Below are 17,304 nucleotides of genomic sequence, written 5' to 3'. Positions count from 1 at the left end.
TGGAGCTCCAATCAACAGACCTTATTAACACAGCCGCTTTTAAAAAGTCAAATTTGTAGTTATATAGAGCAAAATACCGTTAATAGGGAAATCTATCGTTATTTTATAATTAAAATATACTAATAATTGAGGTGAATCAAATGAGTGTGAAAACAGAACTCACCACACCCGTAAAGGTTGTAGAAAAAGAAGAAAAAATCGCCAAAGAAAAAAGTGAAAATTTAACCGGTATTTTATTTGTATCCCCCATGCTCATAGGTGTATCAGTCCTAGTATTACTCCCCATTTTTGCAACATTTGCTTTAAGTTTCGCAGATTGGAGCTTCATCACTCCCCTTTCACAACTGAAGTGGGTTGGCTTTGATAACTTCACACGATTATTTGAAGATACTGTTTTCTTAAAGTCACTAAGAAATAACGCCATTTTCGTCCTAACCGTACCAATATGTATGGCCATTTCATTATTGATAGCGGTAACAATTGACAGAAATGTATATTTAAAGGGTTTCTTTAAAGTAGCTTTTTTCATGCCATATATCTCAAGTGTCGTTGCGATTGCAGTTGTCTGGCAGGTCCTGTTTCATCCATCACAAGGTCCAATAAACCAAGTGCTAATGTCGTTAGGAATCGAAAACCCGCCGCTTTGGATTGCAGATCCTAACTTCGCACTGATTTCAATTATGATTATTCAGGTTTGGATTTCAATTGGCTTTAACATGATTATCTATTTAGCAGGTCTACAATCGATTCCAAGAGATTTATACGAAGCAGCTGATATTGATGGGGCAAATGCTTGGGTAAAGTTTAGACATATTACGCTGCCAATGATTTCACCGACGTCCTTCTTCCTATTTATCACTGGTATTATTTCTACCTTTAAAGTATTTGACTTAATTGCTGTATTAACAAAGGGTGGACCAATGAACTCTACCTCCATGATTGTTTGGAATTTATATGATACCGCTTTCGTGAATTTGAAGATTGGCTATGCTTCTGCCATGGCTGTTGTCCTATTTATCGTCGTTTTCGGAATTACGGTTTTCCAATGGATTGGACAGAAAAAATGGGTGAATTATTAAGGAGGGAAAACAATGGCAAATTCATTAATCATTCGAAAAAGTATTATAACGGTTATTATGCTCGTCTGCAGTGTGTTGTTCCTTCTGCCGTTTGTATGGATGCTTTCAACATCTTTTAAAATTGAAGCAGATGTTTTTAAATTTCCTATTCAGTGGATTCCTGAAAGATGGAATGGTTTTAAAAACTATCAAGAAGTGTGGTTTGGAGACTATCCGTTCTACGTTTATTACTGGAATACAATTAAGGTAACGGTTATTACCACATGTGTTTCCGTTGTGGTTTCAGCTCTTGCTGCCTATGGGTTCTCAAAAGTAAAGTTTCCATTTGGCAAATTCCTTTTTATGATCGTGCTAGCAACATATATGGTTCCACCACAAGCAATTCTCGTTCCACAATTTATTTTATTTCGTAAAATTGGCTTATTTGACAGCCACTTTGGACTAATCCTGCTTGGAAGCTTTAGCGTTTTAGGTACATTTATGTTAAGACAATTTTTTATGAGTATCCATAACGATTATATTGAAGCAGCAAAGATTGATGGTGCGGGTCACTGGAGAATCTTCTGGTCAATTGCACTGCCAATTGTAAAGCCTGCTATAGCGACTTATGGGATTCTTCGTTTCATCTGGACGTGGAATGACTATCAAAACCCACTTATTTTCTTACGTACCGATAGTTTATTAACGATTCAAATCGCCATGCAGAAATTCACGACGATTAATGGCGAGTTCTACTCCTTAATTATGGCTGCTGCTGTATCTGCGATTCTTCCTTTAGTTATTGTCTTTATTATCGGGCAAAAACAAGTCATTGAAGGGATTGCATTAGGAGGAGTGAAAGGGTAAGGAGGTAGAATTCGTTGATGAATATGCTTGTTTCTGATACTCCGTTATTGTTTTCAAGCACGGAGGAAAAAGTTGAATGGTGGAGAAATGCTAAAAATAATCCAGAATTTAAAATGCTTTTTGACGAAATAAGAGAAGAAGGAACGAAATTATTACAGGAAAAAGAACAAGAGTTGACCTATTCCTTGTTCAGAATATTTACAGAAAGTGGATCAAGGCTTGAATTCGAAAAAGTATACTTTAAAAAAAGACATCGTCTTACTACATTTGCCATCATGGTTTTGTTGGAACCAGAGGATAAGGAGTATGTAACCGCACTAGAAAATACCATTTGGTCCATTTGCAATGAGTATTCTTGGTGCTTGCCTGCTCATTTAAAAAATAGCATTGAAACATCCACGACGATCAGCTGCTCTCTGGATAGACCTAGTGTAGAGAATTATACGATTGATCTATTTTCAGCCGAAACGGCATTTTCCTTAGCTGAAATTCTGAAGCTTACGGAGGATGTTTTAGATCCATTGATTTGTAAGCGGATTTATGAAGAAGTGTATAAACGGGTATTCCGCCCTTTTAAAACGACGAAATATGAATGGGAAACACAGGAGCATAACTGGGCCTCGGTATGTGCAGGGTCCATCGGAGCGGCAGCGCTGCACTTAATACAAGATAAAGAAGAACTGAACACAATTGTAACCAAGGTCCTGCCAGCGATGGAGTGTTATTTAAACGGCTTTAACGATGATGGTGTTTGTCTTGAGGGCTATGGATATTGGCAGTATGGCTTTGGTTATTACGTCTATTTTGCAGATTTAGTAAAAAAGAAAACAAATGGAAAACTGGATTTATTAAATAGTGAAAAGGTCCACCAGATTGCATTGTTTCAACAAAGATGTTTTTTGAATGAAAACAAAGTTGTTAACTTTTCTGACGCAAATCCATCGGCTTCAGTATTCTTAGGCTTAAGTCATTATTTAAGCAAGGTTTATGATGACTTTGAAATTCCGGAAAGAAAACTGCGCGCAAAATTTACAGCCGATCATTGTGGAAGATGGGCGCCAGCTATCCGGAACCTCCTCTGGTTTGATGATACACTTGCTGATCAGCCATGGGGGAACGGAAGTAACTTTTTCAATGAGTCACAATGGTTAATTTCAAGACACCAAACAACATCTGGACATTTCTCTTTCGCTGCAAAGGGCGGAAATAATAACGAACCACATAATCATAACGATATTGGCCATTTTATTCTGCAAGGAAACAGTGAAGTATTTTTAAAGGATTTAGGCAGTGGTTTATATACGAAAGATTATTTTAGTGAAAAACGTTATACGTTTTTATGTAATGGATCACACGGGCATTCTGTTCCCATCATCAACCATCAATTTCAGGAAGAAGGGTCTTCCAAATTTGCGAGAATTCTAGATGTCGATTTAGGTGAGGATGTAGATATCTTTGAGTTAGATATTTCGAATGCTTACGAATTGGAAAACCTTCGTTCATTAAATCGCAAGTTTACGTGGATTAAAAAGGAGTTACCGAAGTTAATTTTGGATGACGTCTATTCATTTACGGAGCAGCCAATATCCATAACTGAAAGACTCATAACTTCTGCTTTCTCAATCATAGAAGAGGAAGATGAAGTGATCCTAGCAGGGAAGCAGAGGCTAAGAATCTTATATGATAGCAGAATGCTTTATTTAGAAGTAAAGAAATTAAATTTTATCAACCATTTCGGGGTAATGGAAGAAAACTATGCGCTCGACTTTACCGTGTTAAACCCCGTTAAAAAGTGTAATGTTCAATTAATATTTCAATTTGAATAGGCAGGGTGAGGATGATGACAGAACAACTGGAATGGGTTAGTGAAGCCTGGCAGAAAGTGAATGAAAAAATAGATAGAACAAGCAAAAGAATTGGGGCTAATTTCCCTCATGCAAGTGAAAACGGCCAATATGTTCTAGCAGAACCATATTGGTGGACGGCCGGCTTTTGGCCAGGATTGCTGTGGCTCTTGTATCGAGACAACAAAAACGAAGAATTGAAGCAAATTGCAGAAGAGTGTGAAGCAAAGCTGGACGCTGTTCAACATGACTATTACCGGCTTGACCATGATATGGGCTTTATGTGGACACTAACAAGCGTTGCTCATTATAAGCTTCTAGGTAATGAGAATTCAAAACGGCGTGCTTTTTTGGCTGCTAATCTATTAATGGGCCGTTTTAATGTAAATGGCAACTACATACGTGCTTGGAACCCATGGACGGAAGGGGAGGACAACAGCGGTGTGGCCATTATCGACTGCATGATGAACCTGCCTCTTCTTTATTGGGCATCAAAAGAAACGGGTGACCCTAGATTTAAGGGTGTTGCAGTAAAACATGCCAATATGGTCTTAAACCAATTTGTTAGGAGTGATGGTGCCGTCCATCATATTGTCCGCTTTGATCCGGAAAGCGGGGAAAGGATTGAAGCACTGGGAGGCCAGGGATATGCGCCTGATTCGGCATGGTCAAGAGGGAATGCTTGGGCTATTTATGGTTTAGCTTTGAGTTATCACTATACAGGAGATAGTAGATACTTGGAGAGTGCAAAAAGAGTGGCACATTACTTTATCTCCCACTTGCCAGAGGATTACGTACCTGTATGGGATTTTCTTCTTCCTGGTGATGTAGATTCCCCAAGAGATTCTTCTGCAGGAGCCATTGCTGCCTGCGGACTCCTATTTCTAGCAGAAAAAGTAAGTGCAGCAGAGTCACCACTTTATCAAAGAGCTGGAGAGAAAATCCTCGAATCGTTATACAAGAATTATGGTGATTGGGAAGGGCCAGAAGAAGGATTAATTCTACAAGGAACGAGCCATTTTCCAGAACAAAAATTTATGAATAACCCGCTTGTTTATGGCGATTATTATTTTGTTGAAGGTCTTGCTAGATTAAAAGGTTACCAGGAATTATTTTGGTAGAAGGCAGGTATCGCGTATGCTGAAGCTCGATTTAACCATTCAGAAAAATCCTCTCCGTTCTCGAGCGGATTTGGCAGAAGCAGTAAAGCAAATCGTTCATCCTTTGCAGCCGTATTATAGCAAGGGCAAGGCTAAGCTTGAATTAGGAAGTACAGGAACTAGTTATTCTGATGAGATTGCAGGCCTAGAAGGGTTCTCTCGAGTACTTTGGGGACTGATTCCTTTACTAGCAGGCGGTGAAAGCGTAGAAGTTTGGGAATCGTGTATGCAAGGAATAAAGAACGGCACCAATCCAAGTCACGAAGAATATTGGGGATATATTTCGGACTTTGATCAGCGTGCCGTTGAGATGGCGGCATTTGGTTATGCCCTGGCGTTAACTCCGGAGAGAATTTGGGACCCACTTAATGAGCAGGAAAAAGAAAACCTATTTTTATGGCTGAATCAAATCAACCAAATTAATGTTTATGATTGTAATTGGCTGTTTTTTCCGGTAATCGTTAACCTCGGATTTAAAGCAGTGGGATTGCCATACGATCAAGAAAAGGTAAGAAAGAATCTTGATCGGATTGATGAGTTTTATTTAGAGGAAGGCTGGTATGCGGACGGACTTGAGGCACATTGTGACTATTATGTGCCCTTTGCTATCCATTTTTACAGCCTGCTCTATGCGAAGTTAATGGAGAAAGAAGATCCTGAAAGAGCCAAGAAGTATAAACAGAGGGCTGCCGTGTTTGCAAAGGATTTTATTTATTGGTTTAGTAGTGATGGCTCTGCGCTGCCTTATGGGAGAAGTTTAGCTTATCGATTTTCACAATCAGCTTTTTGGAGTGCGCTCGTATATGCTGAAGTTGCGCCGTTTTCTCTAGGAGAGATGAAGGGGCTCATTCTTAGGAATCTTCGCTGGTGGTTCAAACAGCCAATCTTTGATGCCAATGGATTGCTGACAATCGGCTATGCTTATCCGAATTTGGTGATGGCGGAAAACTATAATGCACCAGGTTCGCCGTATTGGTCGCTCAAGACCTTCTTAGTTCTAGCAATCCCTGAGGAACATCCATTTTGGCAGGCAGAAGAAGAGCCGCTTCCTGCATTAAAAGAAAAAACAGTTCAAAAATCACCGCGGTTTATATTATGCAGACAAGAAGAGCACGGTCATACGCTGGCTTTTAACGCTGGTTATAAGCACACAAATGAGCATCCTCACGCAGCCGCAAAATATGAAAAGTTTGTTTACTCGAATTTGTTTGGATTTAGTGTCCCAAAAGCAGAATGGGGTCTTTCGCAAGGTGCGTATGATTCCATGTTAGCTGTAAGTGAAGGTGACAATATTTATAGAGGTAAAAGGACCTGTGTGGATTATACCGTTTCTGAAAATGTTGTTTATACGAAATGGAAGCCATTTAGTGATGTTGAAATTAGAACATGGCTTGTAGCAGGGGCACCATGGCATATTCGGATTCATTGTATTAAGACTAATAGAAACTTAGATTATGCAGATGGTGGTTTTGCGCTGGGGCTTGAAAACAAGGAATATAAAGGTCAAACAGCGGAGGTTATGCTGAACAAGCTAGAAGGTTTTGCGAAATTCCCTTGGGGTGCGAGCGGCGTCCATAGCATTCATGGCAATGGCCAGCCGGATTTGGTCTACCCAAATGCAAATACCAATCTCTTAAATGCTAGGACGGTGATTCCAACAGTCAAAGGAAGCCTAAAACCCGGCACACACTGGATTGTAAACGGCGTGTTTGGGGAACCTGGTAATGAAGAAGTGTTAAACCATTGGGGTAGGGTGCCACATGTTGAACTGGCAGAGGATGAGATTATGATCAGGCAAGGAACAGAAACAGTGATTATTCGAAAAGAAGCAGTTACAACATAAAGACCCAAATGTTAATCGATCTCCAATCATAGACACCATAGTTGTTAGACAAATTGTGGTGTCTATTTTTGTTTATGAACGGCTTTTTCCGTGGCAGCACTAATTATTCTTTATCATGCAAAATTATTTTGTTACGGAATGATGGGTTCTGTAAAATAGCAAATTTAATAGTAATGTAGATAGGAAGTGTAAGAGAGATGACCACCACTCCAAGTTTAAATTGGCTAACAGATGTGAATGTTTTTGCAGTGAATCGTGTTCCTGCCCATTCAGATCATGTTTATTATGAAACAAAGGCGGAGGCAAAAAGTGCCTCTCCAATGAAAATGTGTCATGAATTAAACGGAGACTGGAAGTTTTACTACAGTATGAATCCAGACCATAGGCCAGTGGATTTTTTTAAGAAAGATTATCCTTGTGCTGGCTGGGGGGATATTACGGTTCCGGGACATATCCAACTTCAAGGCTACGGGAAGCCGCAATATGTTAACACGATGTATCCATGGGATGGGCACCATGAGCTTCGTCCGCCAGAGATTCCGACCGACCAAAATCCAGTTGGGAGTTATGTGAAATATTTCGACGTTCCTGTAAATATGCAAGGGCAGTCGGTTTTTATTTCCTTCCAAGGTGTTGAATCAGCTTTTTATGTTTGGCTGAACGGAGAGTTTATCGGTTACAGTGAGGATTCCTTTACTCCAGCTGAATTTGAACTTACACCTTATTTAGTTGAGGGTGAGAACAAACTTGCGGTGGAGGTTTATCAGCGCAGTACCGGCGCTTGGCTTGAAGATCAGGATTTTTGGCGGTTCTCAGGGATATTCCGTGATGTTTATCTTTACACCATTCCGGAGATTCATGCCGCCGACCTCAATGTTCGTCCTGAGTTGGACCCGACTTTTACAAGAGGGACACTATTAGTCGATATAAAGCTTCAGGGTGCAGCTGCGTCGAAAATTACAGCAGAACTAGTTGATAGAAAAGGAGTACCTGTTCAAGTTGCTGAAGCTGAAAACATCGATGGCAAGTGGTCAATCACGATGCCTGTTGAGGAGCCTGCATTATGGAGTGCAGAAAATCCTTATTTGTACAAATTATTTATCCAAATCTACAACGAAAATGGAAGTTTAGTAGAGGTTATTCCACAGAAGATTGGATTTAGAAGATTTGAACTCGTTAATAAAATTATGCACCTTAATGGTAAGCGAATTGTATTTAAGGGTGTGAACCGCCATGAATTCAATCCACGTCACGGCCGGTCGATTACAAAAGAAGATATGCTTTGGGATATTAAAACACTGAAACGTCATAACATCAATGCAGTTCGTACTTCTCATTATCCGAACCAAACCTACTGGTACGAACTATGTGATGAATACGGTGTTTATGTCATCGATGAAATGAATCTTGAAACCCATGGTTCATGGCAAAAAATGGGGGAAGTCGAGCCTTCATGGAATATTCCTGGGAATAAGCCAGAGTGGGAAGCTATTGTCATGGATCGTGCAATCTCGATGGTAGAGCGGGATAAGAATCACCCATCGATTTTAATTTGGTCCTGTGGTAATGAATCATACGCTGGTGAAGTCATTTTGAATGTCTCAAAATATTTCAAAAAGGTTGATCCAAGCAGACTTGTTCACTACGAAGGGGTATTCCACAACCGTGATTATAATGATACGAGTGATATGGAAAGTCGTATGTATGCGAAGCCAGTGGATATTGAGAAGTATTTAACAGAGAATCCAGAAAAGCCTTATATTAGCTGCGAGTATATGCATGCAATGGGGAATTCACTTGGCGGCATGTACAAATATACGGACCTTGAGCAAAAGTATCCAATGTATCAAGGCGGATTTATTTGGGATTATATCGATCAATCCATTTATAAGAAGGACCGTTACGGCAATGAATTCCTTGCATATGGCGGCGATTTTGGCGATCGTCCGACCGATTATGGTTTCTGTACAAATGGAATTGTCCTCGCGAATCGAGAGCTTTCTCCTAAAATGCAGGAAGTGAAATTTTTATATCAAGATTTTAAACTAGTTCCAGATGAAACAGGTGTAACCATCAAAAATGAAAGCTTGTTCTCCAGCACGGATGACTATACGTTTAAATATGTTCTATTCCGTGAAGGAAATGAATTGTATCGAAATACTCTGCTTGCAGAGGTTGGGCCGCAAAGTGAGAGACGGTTTGAGTTTGATATTCCTAAAGATTTCAAATCTGAACCAGGTGAATATTGCATTCAAACATCACTAGTATTGAAGGGAAGCACACTTTGGGCAGAAGCGGGTTATGAGATTGCCTTCGGTCAGTTTGTCTATCAAGTGGGTACAAAGGAAGTAACACCAGTAAGCGGCGATTTAAGGGTGGCTTATGGGGATGTAAATATTGGCGTACATGGCCGTGACTTCACGGTTATTTTCTCGAAAGGTGCAGGCAGTTTAGTTTCCCTTAACTATGCAGGCAAAGAAATGATTTCACTACCGCCCGCACCATTGTTCTGGAGAGCTACAACTGACAATGATCGAGGGTATTCTCAAGGTTTCCATTCAGGCCTTTGGTATGCAGCGAGCTTGGCGAGAAAGTGTGTAAATATTGAGGTAGAAGAAAAAGACAGTTATGTAAGTGTAGGCTTTACTTATAAATTCTCAATTCATGATCATCTCGAAGTTCAGACTATTTACAGTGTTTATCCAGATGGAAGTGTTAAGGTGAAGTCTGATTACAACGGGGTAGAAAATCTGCCTCAGATGCCGATTTTTGCAGTGTCTTTTAAGGTTCCAGCTGATTATAATCAACTAGAATGGTATGCAATGGGACCAGAAGAAAACTACTCTGACCGGACTATGGGAGCTAAACTTGGTATCTTTAAAAACCAAGTAAACGATAATCTAACCGGTTATGTTATGCCACAGGAATCGGGTAATCGAACCGGAGTCCGTCGTGTCGATGTGACAAACCGTAACGGACAGGGAGTAAGAATTTCTTTGGTAACAAAACCACTGGAATGCAACATTAGTCCATATACAGCATTTGAACTTGAGAATGCTCATCATGTTTATGAACTTCCACCAGTTCATTATACCGTCATTACTGTTGCCGGCAGGCAGATGGGTGTTGGCGGGGACGACAGCTGGGGAGCTCCTGTTCATGATGAACACCTTATCAAGGCAGATCAAAATATTGTATTCGAATTTTTAATCCAACGGGTTTGAAATACAAATGAAAATATAAAGTAATCTTAAAAAAGCAGTGTATATAGCTATGCACTGCTTTTTAATGTTTTTAGTAAAAATTTTAGTAAAAAGCAATAGATTTCTTTTACTGTTTGGATTAAACTAAACCTATAGCAAAAAATAGTTGGAGGGACGACAATGACCATCACAAAGTTAACGACTACATTCAGAGAATTATTTGAAGTTCAGCCTGAGCAAGCATTCTTTGCACCAGGGAGAATTAATTTGATAGGAGAACATACCGATTACAATGGAGGTAATGTTTTTCCTTGTGCGATTACTTATGGGACATATGCCGTGGCCAAAAAAAGAGATGACCATCTTGTCCGCCTTTACTCAGTAAACTTCCCGGACAAAGGGATTATTGAATTTGATTTAACTCAATTAGAGTATGATAAGCAGCATTATTGGGCCAATTATCCGAAAGGGATGATTCGCTATATAAAGGAAGCGGGCTATGATATTCCACAAGGATTTGATTGTGTAATTGAAGGTAATATCCCAAATGGAGCAGGGCTTTCTTCTTCTGCATCTATTGAGCTGCTGACTGGAGTGCTGTTAGACGGATTATTTAAATTAGAGATTCCGCGTCTAGATATGATTATGCTTGGTAAAAGAGTTGAAAATGAGTTCATCGGAGTCAACAGTGGAATTATGGACCAATTTGCGATTGGAATGGGAAAAAAGGACGCTGGAATATTGCTTGATTGCCAGACATTGGACTTTCAGTACGCTCCCATTAAGCTTGAAGAACATAAGATTTTAATTATGAATACCAATAAGCGCAGAGAGCTGGCAGATTCCAAATACAATGAGCGCCGAGGAGAATGTGAACTTGCATTATCACAGCTGCAGTCAAAACTTTCAATCCAAGCACTTGGGCAGCTGACGGAAGCAGAATTTGATGAGAGTCAAACCTTAATACCGGACGAAACGGTCCGAAAGCGTGCAAAACATGCTGTGTATGAGAACGTAAGAACACTTAAGGCTCTTGAAGAATTAAAGGCAGGGAACCTTGAGGCGTTTGGACAGTTAATGAATCAATCGCATATTTCGCTGCGAGACGATTATGAAGTGACAGGGATTGAACTTGATAGTTTAGTGGAAGCTGCATGGAAACAGCCAGGTGTCATTGGTGCCCGTATGACAGGAGCTGGATTCGGGGGCTGTGCCATTGCCATCGTTGAAAATGAACAGGTAGATAGCTTTATTGCAAATGTTGGTGCAGCTTATCACGACAAAATTGGATATTCTGCTGATTTCTATGTAGCAAGTATTGGCGATGGGGCAAAAGAAATTCAAATGGGGGAATTTCAATGAGTATTCTAGTTTTAGGCGGTGCGGGTTACGTAGGTTCGCATGCAGTTTATCAGTTAATGGATCAAGGGTTACAAGTGGTGGTCATCGATAACTTGCAAACTGGTCACCTTGATGCCATACACCCAAAAGCACACTTCTATGAAGGGGATATCCGAAGCCGTGAGTTTATGCGTTCTGTATTTGAAAAAGAAGATATTGAAGCAATCTTGCATTTTGCCGCTAACTCACTTGTTGGCGAATCCATGACAGAGCCCTTAAAGTACTTTGATAACAATGTATTTGGAACACAAATTGTTCTCGAAATGATGAAGGAATTTAATGTGAAGCACATCATCTTTTCGTCGACAGCGGCGGTTTATGGTGAACAGAAGGTTGTGCCGATTACAGAAAACGCGGCAACTATTCCAACAAACACTTATGGTGAGACAAAACTCACGATGGAAAAAATGATTGCTTGGTGTGAAAAAGCATTCGACCTTAAGTATGTATCGCTCCGGTACTTTAACGTAGCATCGGCTAGAAACGGCGGTGAGATTGGGGAGGACCATAATCCTGAAACACATTTGATTCCTGTTGTCCTAGAGGCGGCGTTAGGAAAGAGGCCGGCTGTGACGGTTTTTGGACAAGATTATGATACAGCAGATGGGACCTGTGTCCGTGACTATATTCATGTTGAGGACTTGATTAATGCCCATTTACTTGCTCTGAAATATTTACAAAACGGCGGAGAAAGTAATATTTTTAACCTAGGAAGCAGCCAAGGGTTTTCAGTAAAAGAAATTATTGAGACAGCGAAAGAGGTAACGGGTATTGATATTCCTGTTCAATTCGGAGACCGCCGTTCTGGGGATCCAAGTACGTTAATCGCCTCTTCGGAAAAAGCAAGAAGTGTACTAGGATGGAATCCAACTAGAACATCTATCCACCAAATCATCAGCGACGCATGGAACTGGCATCAGCACCATCCAAATGGATATGAGAGGTGAGTGACATGATCAATCAACGAATTCAACAATTAATCAATCAGGCTATTGCTGTAAAATTAATCTCTCAGGACGATGAAATCTATGTCCGTAATCAAATCCTTTCACTCTTGAAATTAGTTGAGTTTACTGAATGCGATGGTGAGTCTAATCTGGAAATTCCAGATTTACTCGAACAGATTGTAGACTATGCCTGTGAACAAGGTATTATTGAAGATATTTTTGATGAAAAAGAGATTTTTTCTAGTAAAATCATGAACTGTTTTATGGCACGGCCATCAACGGTTAATCAAATATTCTACGAGAACTATAAACAAAGCCCAAAAGCAGCAACAGAGTTTTTCTATGAGTTAAGTAAAAATAGTAATTATATACAGATGAAGCGTATTCGTAATAATATTGAGTATAAGGTTAGCACGGATTATGGTGAACTGGATATTACAATCAATTTATCAAAACCTGAAAAAGACCCTAGAAGTATAGAGCTTGAACGCGCAATGGTAAAAACAAATTATCCTAAATGTTTACTATGTGTTGAAAATGAAGGATATGAGGGGCGAGTCGGCCACCCAGCACGCTCGAATCACCGGATGATTCGGTTAAATCTGGTAGAAGAGAATTGGCTTTTACAATATTCTCCCTATGTCTACTATAATGAGCATTGTATTGTGCTGTCAGAAGAACATAGAGATATGAAAATTACTTCAGCAGCCTTCAGACGGTTATTAACCTTTGTTCAGCAGTTTCCTCACTATTTTGTTGGATCCAATGCTGACTTACCGATTGTTGGCGGTTCAATACTTTCACATGATCATTATCAAGGCGGACATTATGACTTTGCGATGGCGAAGGCAGAGGATGATTGGACATTCGAATTAGATAGATTCCCAAATGTACAAGGTTCCGTTGTTAAATGGCCAATGTCTGTTATTCGATTGCGGTCTGCTGAAATTGAATCACTAGTGGAAGCAGGAGACCATATTCTTTCTGCATGGAGACATTACAGTGACGAATCAGTTGGGATCCATGCAAAAACTGGTGAAACACCACATAATACTATCACACCTATTGCACGTAAAAACCAAGGTCTTTATGAACTAGACTTAGTTCTTAGAAATAACCGGACAAGTGAGGAACATCCGCTTGGAATTTTTCATCCTCATCAAGACGTTCATCATATTAAGAAGGAAAACATTGGGCTCATTGAAGTAATGGGACTGGCTGTTTTACCTGCACGCTTAAAGGCTGAACTTGCGGAAGTTGAAAAATTCATTCTTGGAAAAACAGAATCCGTTGCTGATTATCATCTAGAATGGGCAAAAAGCTTAAAAGAGAGCTATCAATCTGTTGTAACATCGTCAAATGTCGAAGCACTCGTGAGAGAAGAGACAGGGAAAAAGTTTTTAAAGGTATTAGAAGATGCTGGTGTGTTTAAAAGAAATGAAGAAGGAAAAGCCGGGTTCAACCGCTTTATCTTGGCACTATCATAAAAAGCGTACAGCATGAAAAAAAAGCGGAAGTACTCATATTTTTTGATATGAAGTAATGGAGTGGTAAAAATGAAAGTTATAGAAAACCTATTCGGTCATTATAATGATGAGTCCGTGATGGAGTATACCCTTGTTAATGATGCAGGAATGTCCGTTTCATGCTTGAATTATGGTTGTATCATAACGAAAATAATGGTCCCTGATCGCCATGGAAAGATTGAAAACGTAGTGCTTGGGTTCGAGCAATTTGAAGATTATGTGGATTTATCTCCATATTTTGGATCTATTGTTGGTCGAGTTGCTGGGAGAATTAATCATGCAGAGTTTGAGTTGGATGGAAATGTATACAAGTTGACACCTAATGAGGAACCTAACCACCTGCATGGCGGTAAAAAGGGCTTTAATTCAGTCATTTGGAAAACAGAACCGTTTGAAACTGATCATGCAGTCGGTTTGAAATTTTCTTATCGTAGTGTACATGGTGAAGAAGGGTATCCAGGTACTTTGGATACGACTGCTACCTATCTTTTAAATAACCAAAATGAGTTGAGTATCAGCTATGAGGCTCGCACCGATCAAAAAACAATTGTTAACTTAACCAACCATTCGTATTTCAATTTAAGCGGTAATCTAAAAAGAGATGTTTCGGAGCATATTCTTCAATTGGAAAGTGAGCACTTCTTAGAGCTAGGTTCAGATTTAATCCCTACCGGAAAAATGATTCATTCTGCGAATACGCCTTTTGATTTTAAGCATGGCCGTTTGCTGCAGTCAGGAATGAAATCTTCCCACCCGCAAAATGTGCTTGCTGGCAATGGTTACGACCATCCGCTTGTTTTTTCCAAAAGGGGAGAAAATACAGTGGTGTTAAGTGAAAAAGAAAGTGGAAGAACGTTGTTCGTTACGACCGATCAACCATGTGTTGTTCTTTATACGGGGAATCATTTAGAAGGTCCTTACTCTATATCTGGTGTTCGAGCGAGGAACCACTTGGGTGTATGCCTTGAAACGCAAGGGCTTCCTGACGCCATAAATAAGCCTGATTTTCCATCCATCGTTTTACACCCAGAGGAAGTATACCAGGCTGTAACGAAATATCGTTTTTTTTCTAATACAATAGGAGTTTGATTTATGGCTACGATAAAGGATATTGCAGAATTAGCAGGAGTTTCAATCGCAACGGTATCCCGAGTATTGAATTATGATAGTACCCTATCGGTTGGTGATGAAACTAAAAAGAGGATATTTGAGGTTGCAGAGCAGCTTTCTTATAAAAAGAAACCGCCTAAAAAACTAGAGGCAGGAAAAATTGCACTTGTACAGTGGTATACAGAAAAGGAAGAACTAGAAGATTTATATTATATGTCGATTCGTTTGGGTGTCGAAAATCAATCCAGGCAAATGGGCTTTTCTGTATCAAAATACTTTCAAGACAATTATGAGGATATAAAAAAGGATGACATTCAAGGTCTTATCGCCATTGGGAAATTTAGTGATCAACAAATAAAAGACATGGTCGCTATAACTAATCACATTGTTTTTGTCGACACTTCTCCTGATGAAGAACAGTTTGATTCCATTGTGATCGATTTTAAAAAGGCTACAAAAAAGGTCATCGATCATTATTTGGAGCAAGGTCATGAGCATATTGGTTTTATTGGCGGCAGAGAAGTATTCAAAGATAAAACATCGGCGATTGAAGACCCGAGAGAGAAGACCTTCAAATCCTATTTATCAGCAAAAGGGCTGTTGAATGAAGCCTATATGTACGTAGGGGAATTTACCGTTGCCGACGGTCATGCGCTGATGAAAAAGGCGATTCAAGAACATGGCGAAAACTTGCCGACTGCTTTTTTTGCAGCGAATGATTCTCTTGCAGTAGGGGCGCTTAGAGCATTATTGGAGGAAGGGATATCTGTTCCAAATCGCGTGAACATTATTGGGGTGAATGATATTAGCATATCCAAATATGTTTTTCCTTCCTTAAGCACGGTAAAAGTCTATACGGAACTAATGGGTGAAACAGCCGTCAACGCCTTAGCAGAAAGAATCGAAGGCAGAAAAATAGCCAAAAAAATCACCATCACCACGCAACTGATTATAAGAGACAGCAGCTTATAAAACAGTTTAATAAAAAGCTAACAAGCAGTGAATTTCTCGCCCGAAATTACACTGCTTGTTTAGCATTTTTACGAGAAAAGGTTATTCCGTGAACAGAGAAGGTTAGCTGTCACCAGCTTTTCTAATGTCCCTGTTAGGTTAAGCTAATGTTAAACTCTTCTACTAAATCTTTAAAAGCGGGCCGTTCATTTCCATCTCTTCCAACTACATGTGTTGCTGTAACTAAGGAATTTAAAACTGCCTCTTCCGTTGCTTCTCCGATCGCTCTAAAAGCTAAGTCCATATCTTCTTCATGAATCATAGAGAATGAAAGGCAATGTGAAGTTTTTTCATGAGGTATTTTCGTTGCTGTTGAAAAGCCAATTACGACCTCGCCACTTCCTGTTGTTATGATGGACCCAGTTCGTGATAAACCTGTTACAGACCGTTTAATAATACGATTTAGCTGCCTTTCAGAAACAGGGAGATCTGTTGCCGCAATAATAATAATCGAACCCTTATCTTTCTCTTCTTGACGAGACGTCAGGATAGCATCTCTTAATTCTTTTCCAATGGGTTTACCATTTATCATTAAATCACTTAGGATTCCAAAGTTGGATAGGACTAGAACTCCCATTGTGTAAGTACCATGTTCCATTTGCATCATACGTGAGGAAGTTCCAATGCCGCCCTTTAATGAATAGCACAGCATTCCTGTACCTGCTCCCACAGTTCCTTCTTTAAAAACGGGTGAAGCATTTGAGATTGCTTGAAAAATATGTTCCTTTTTTACAAACCTAGCCCTAACATCATTTAAGAGCATATCATTGCACTCACATATGATTGGATTTACCGTACCTGTTGTGAGTCCAATCTCAGGATTCAGCTCTAACATATATTCAATCAATGCATCTGCAGCTGTTCCAATGCTTAAGGTATTTGTTAAAATGATTGGAGTTTCCAGCGTTCCTAACTCATTTATTTGTATCGTTCCCATGGTTTTTCCAAAACCGTTTATTACATGGCTTGAAGCAATAAGTTTTTCTTTAAAGAGATTTCCTTGGTGTGGTAATATGGCCGTTACGCCCGTCTGCATTTCTTTATTACTCAGAGTTACATGTCCGACAGTAACACCTTCAACATCCGTAATTGAATTATATTTTCCAGTTTCTAATCGACCTATGTTAACGAAGTAATCTCTTAATCTCTTTTGACCATTCATACACAACCACCCTTATCCAATATAAAACCATTTTTCCAAAAGGCAAAGCGCTAATCAAGATATTTTTTACTATTAAAACTGAATACTCTCATAAATTCCTATTTTTTAGAAAGGAATGCCTCCCGTTTTTTAGAATTTAAGCTATAAACTGCAGTCTTTTTGTGTTATCGTG

12 protein-coding genes are annotated in these 17,304 nt (G+C 39.6%); 11 read left to right on the top strand and 1 reads right to left on the bottom strand.

What is annotated here, in order from left to right; genetic code table 11:
* Positions 1–140: 140 nt before the first annotated feature.
* The 11 genes from ACN6MT_RS01180 (at position 141) to ACN6MT_RS01130 (ending at position 15,931) form a co-directional block, all read left to right on the top strand.
* Positions 141–1,079: a carbohydrate ABC transporter permease gene (locus tag ACN6MT_RS01180; protein ID WP_034673486.1), complete on the top strand. Its 939-nt coding sequence runs from the start codon at positions 141–143 to the stop codon at positions 1,077–1,079.
* 12 nt (positions 1,080–1,091) lie between these two features.
* Positions 1,092–1,925, top strand: a complete 834-nt coding sequence (locus ACN6MT_RS01175; RefSeq protein ID WP_034673489.1) for a carbohydrate ABC transporter permease — start codon at positions 1,092–1,094, stop codon at positions 1,923–1,925.
* Between the two features lie 14 nt (positions 1,926–1,939).
* Complete coding sequence (locus ACN6MT_RS01170) at positions 1,940–3,751, top strand: hypothetical protein (protein ID WP_419954478.1); 1,812 nt, start codon at positions 1,940–1,942, stop codon at positions 3,749–3,751.
* Between the two features lie 11 nt (positions 3,752–3,762).
* Entirely contained in the window at positions 3,763–4,890 is a 1,128-nt protein-coding gene (locus tag ACN6MT_RS01165; RefSeq protein WP_419954477.1) for a glycoside hydrolase family 88 protein, read from the top strand.
* Between the two features lie 16 nt (positions 4,891–4,906).
* Positions 4,907–6,772 carry a DUF2264 domain-containing protein gene (locus tag ACN6MT_RS01160; RefSeq protein ID WP_419954476.1) on the top strand — a complete coding sequence of 622 codons (1,866 nt, stop codon included), beginning with the start codon at positions 4,907–4,909 and terminating at the stop codon, positions 6,770–6,772.
* Positions 6,773–6,969: 197 nt separating this feature from the next.
* Positions 6,970–9,996, top strand: a complete 3,027-nt coding sequence (locus ACN6MT_RS01155; RefSeq protein ID WP_419954475.1) for a glycoside hydrolase family 2 TIM barrel-domain containing protein — start codon at positions 6,970–6,972, stop codon at positions 9,994–9,996.
* 159 nt (positions 9,997–10,155) lie between these two features.
* Positions 10,156–11,337, top strand: coding sequence for a galactokinase (locus ACN6MT_RS01150; protein ID WP_419954474.1), 1,182 nt, complete (start codon positions 10,156–10,158; stop codon positions 11,335–11,337).
* Positions 11,334–12,323, top strand: coding sequence for a UDP-glucose 4-epimerase GalE (galE, locus tag ACN6MT_RS01145; protein ID WP_419954473.1), 990 nt, complete (start codon positions 11,334–11,336; stop codon positions 12,321–12,323). The genes ACN6MT_RS01150 and galE overlap by 4 nt, the downstream gene beginning before the upstream one ends.
* 5 nt (positions 12,324–12,328) lie before the next feature.
* On the top strand, positions 12,329–13,810 hold the full coding sequence (gene galT, locus ACN6MT_RS01140; RefSeq protein ID WP_419954472.1) for a UDP-glucose--hexose-1-phosphate uridylyltransferase: 1,482 nt from the start codon (positions 12,329–12,331) through the stop codon (positions 13,808–13,810).
* A gap of 69 nt (positions 13,811–13,879) precedes the next feature.
* On the top strand, positions 13,880–14,938 hold the full coding sequence (locus ACN6MT_RS01135) for an aldose epimerase family protein (protein ID WP_419954471.1): 1,059 nt from the start codon (positions 13,880–13,882) through the stop codon (positions 14,936–14,938).
* Between the two features lie 3 nt (positions 14,939–14,941).
* Complete coding sequence (locus ACN6MT_RS01130) at positions 14,942–15,931, top strand: LacI family DNA-binding transcriptional regulator (protein ID WP_419954470.1); 990 nt, start codon at positions 14,942–14,944, stop codon at positions 15,929–15,931.
* Between the two features lie 133 nt (positions 15,932–16,064).
* On the opposite strand, the gene ACN6MT_RS01125 is transcribed toward ACN6MT_RS01130, so the two are convergent.
* Positions 16,065–17,132 carry a P1 family peptidase gene (locus ACN6MT_RS01125; RefSeq protein WP_419954469.1) on the bottom strand — a complete coding sequence of 356 codons (1,068 nt, stop codon included), beginning with the start codon at positions 17,130–17,132 and terminating at the stop codon, positions 16,065–16,067.
* Positions 17,133–17,304 lie beyond the last annotated feature (172 nt).

Source organism: Neobacillus niacini (assembly GCF_048572935.1).
Lineage (GTDB): Bacteria > Bacillota > Bacilli > Bacillales > Cytobacillaceae > Neobacillus > Neobacillus niacini.
The sequence above is the reverse complement of the archived record's forward strand: the minus strand, read 5'-3'. Positions and strand labels throughout refer to the sequence as shown.

Excerpts from the sequence above, each read along its gene's own strand:
- ACN6MT_RS01180 (WP_034673486.1), top strand. The coding sequence starts at position 141 with ATGAGTGTGAAAACAGAACTCACCACACCCGTAAAGGTTGTAGAAAAA.
- ACN6MT_RS01175 (WP_034673489.1), top strand. The coding sequence starts at position 1,092 with ATGGCAAATTCATTAATCATTCGAAAAAGTATTATAACGGTTATTATG.
- ACN6MT_RS01165 (WP_419954477.1), top strand. The coding sequence starts at position 3,763 with ATGATGACAGAACAACTGGAATGGGTTAGTGAAGCCTGGCAGAAAGTG.
- ACN6MT_RS01160 (WP_419954476.1), top strand. The coding sequence starts at position 4,907 with ATGCTGAAGCTCGATTTAACCATTCAGAAAAATCCTCTCCGTTCTCGA.
- ACN6MT_RS01155 (WP_419954475.1), top strand. The coding sequence starts at position 6,970 with ATGACCACCACTCCAAGTTTAAATTGGCTAACAGATGTGAATGTTTTT.
- ACN6MT_RS01150 (WP_419954474.1), top strand. The coding sequence starts at position 10,156 with ATGACCATCACAAAGTTAACGACTACATTCAGAGAATTATTTGAAGTT.
- galE (WP_419954473.1), top strand. The coding sequence starts at position 11,334 with ATGAGTATTCTAGTTTTAGGCGGTGCGGGTTACGTAGGTTCGCATGCA.
- galT (WP_419954472.1), top strand. The coding sequence starts at position 12,329 with ATGATCAATCAACGAATTCAACAATTAATCAATCAGGCTATTGCTGTA.
- ACN6MT_RS01135 (WP_419954471.1), top strand. The coding sequence starts at position 13,880 with ATGAAAGTTATAGAAAACCTATTCGGTCATTATAATGATGAGTCCGTG.
- ACN6MT_RS01130 (WP_419954470.1), top strand. The coding sequence starts at position 14,942 with ATGGCTACGATAAAGGATATTGCAGAATTAGCAGGAGTTTCAATCGCA.
- ACN6MT_RS01125 (WP_419954469.1), bottom strand. The coding sequence starts at position 17,132 with ATGAATGGTCAAAAGAGATTAAGAGATTACTTCGTTAACATAGGTCGA.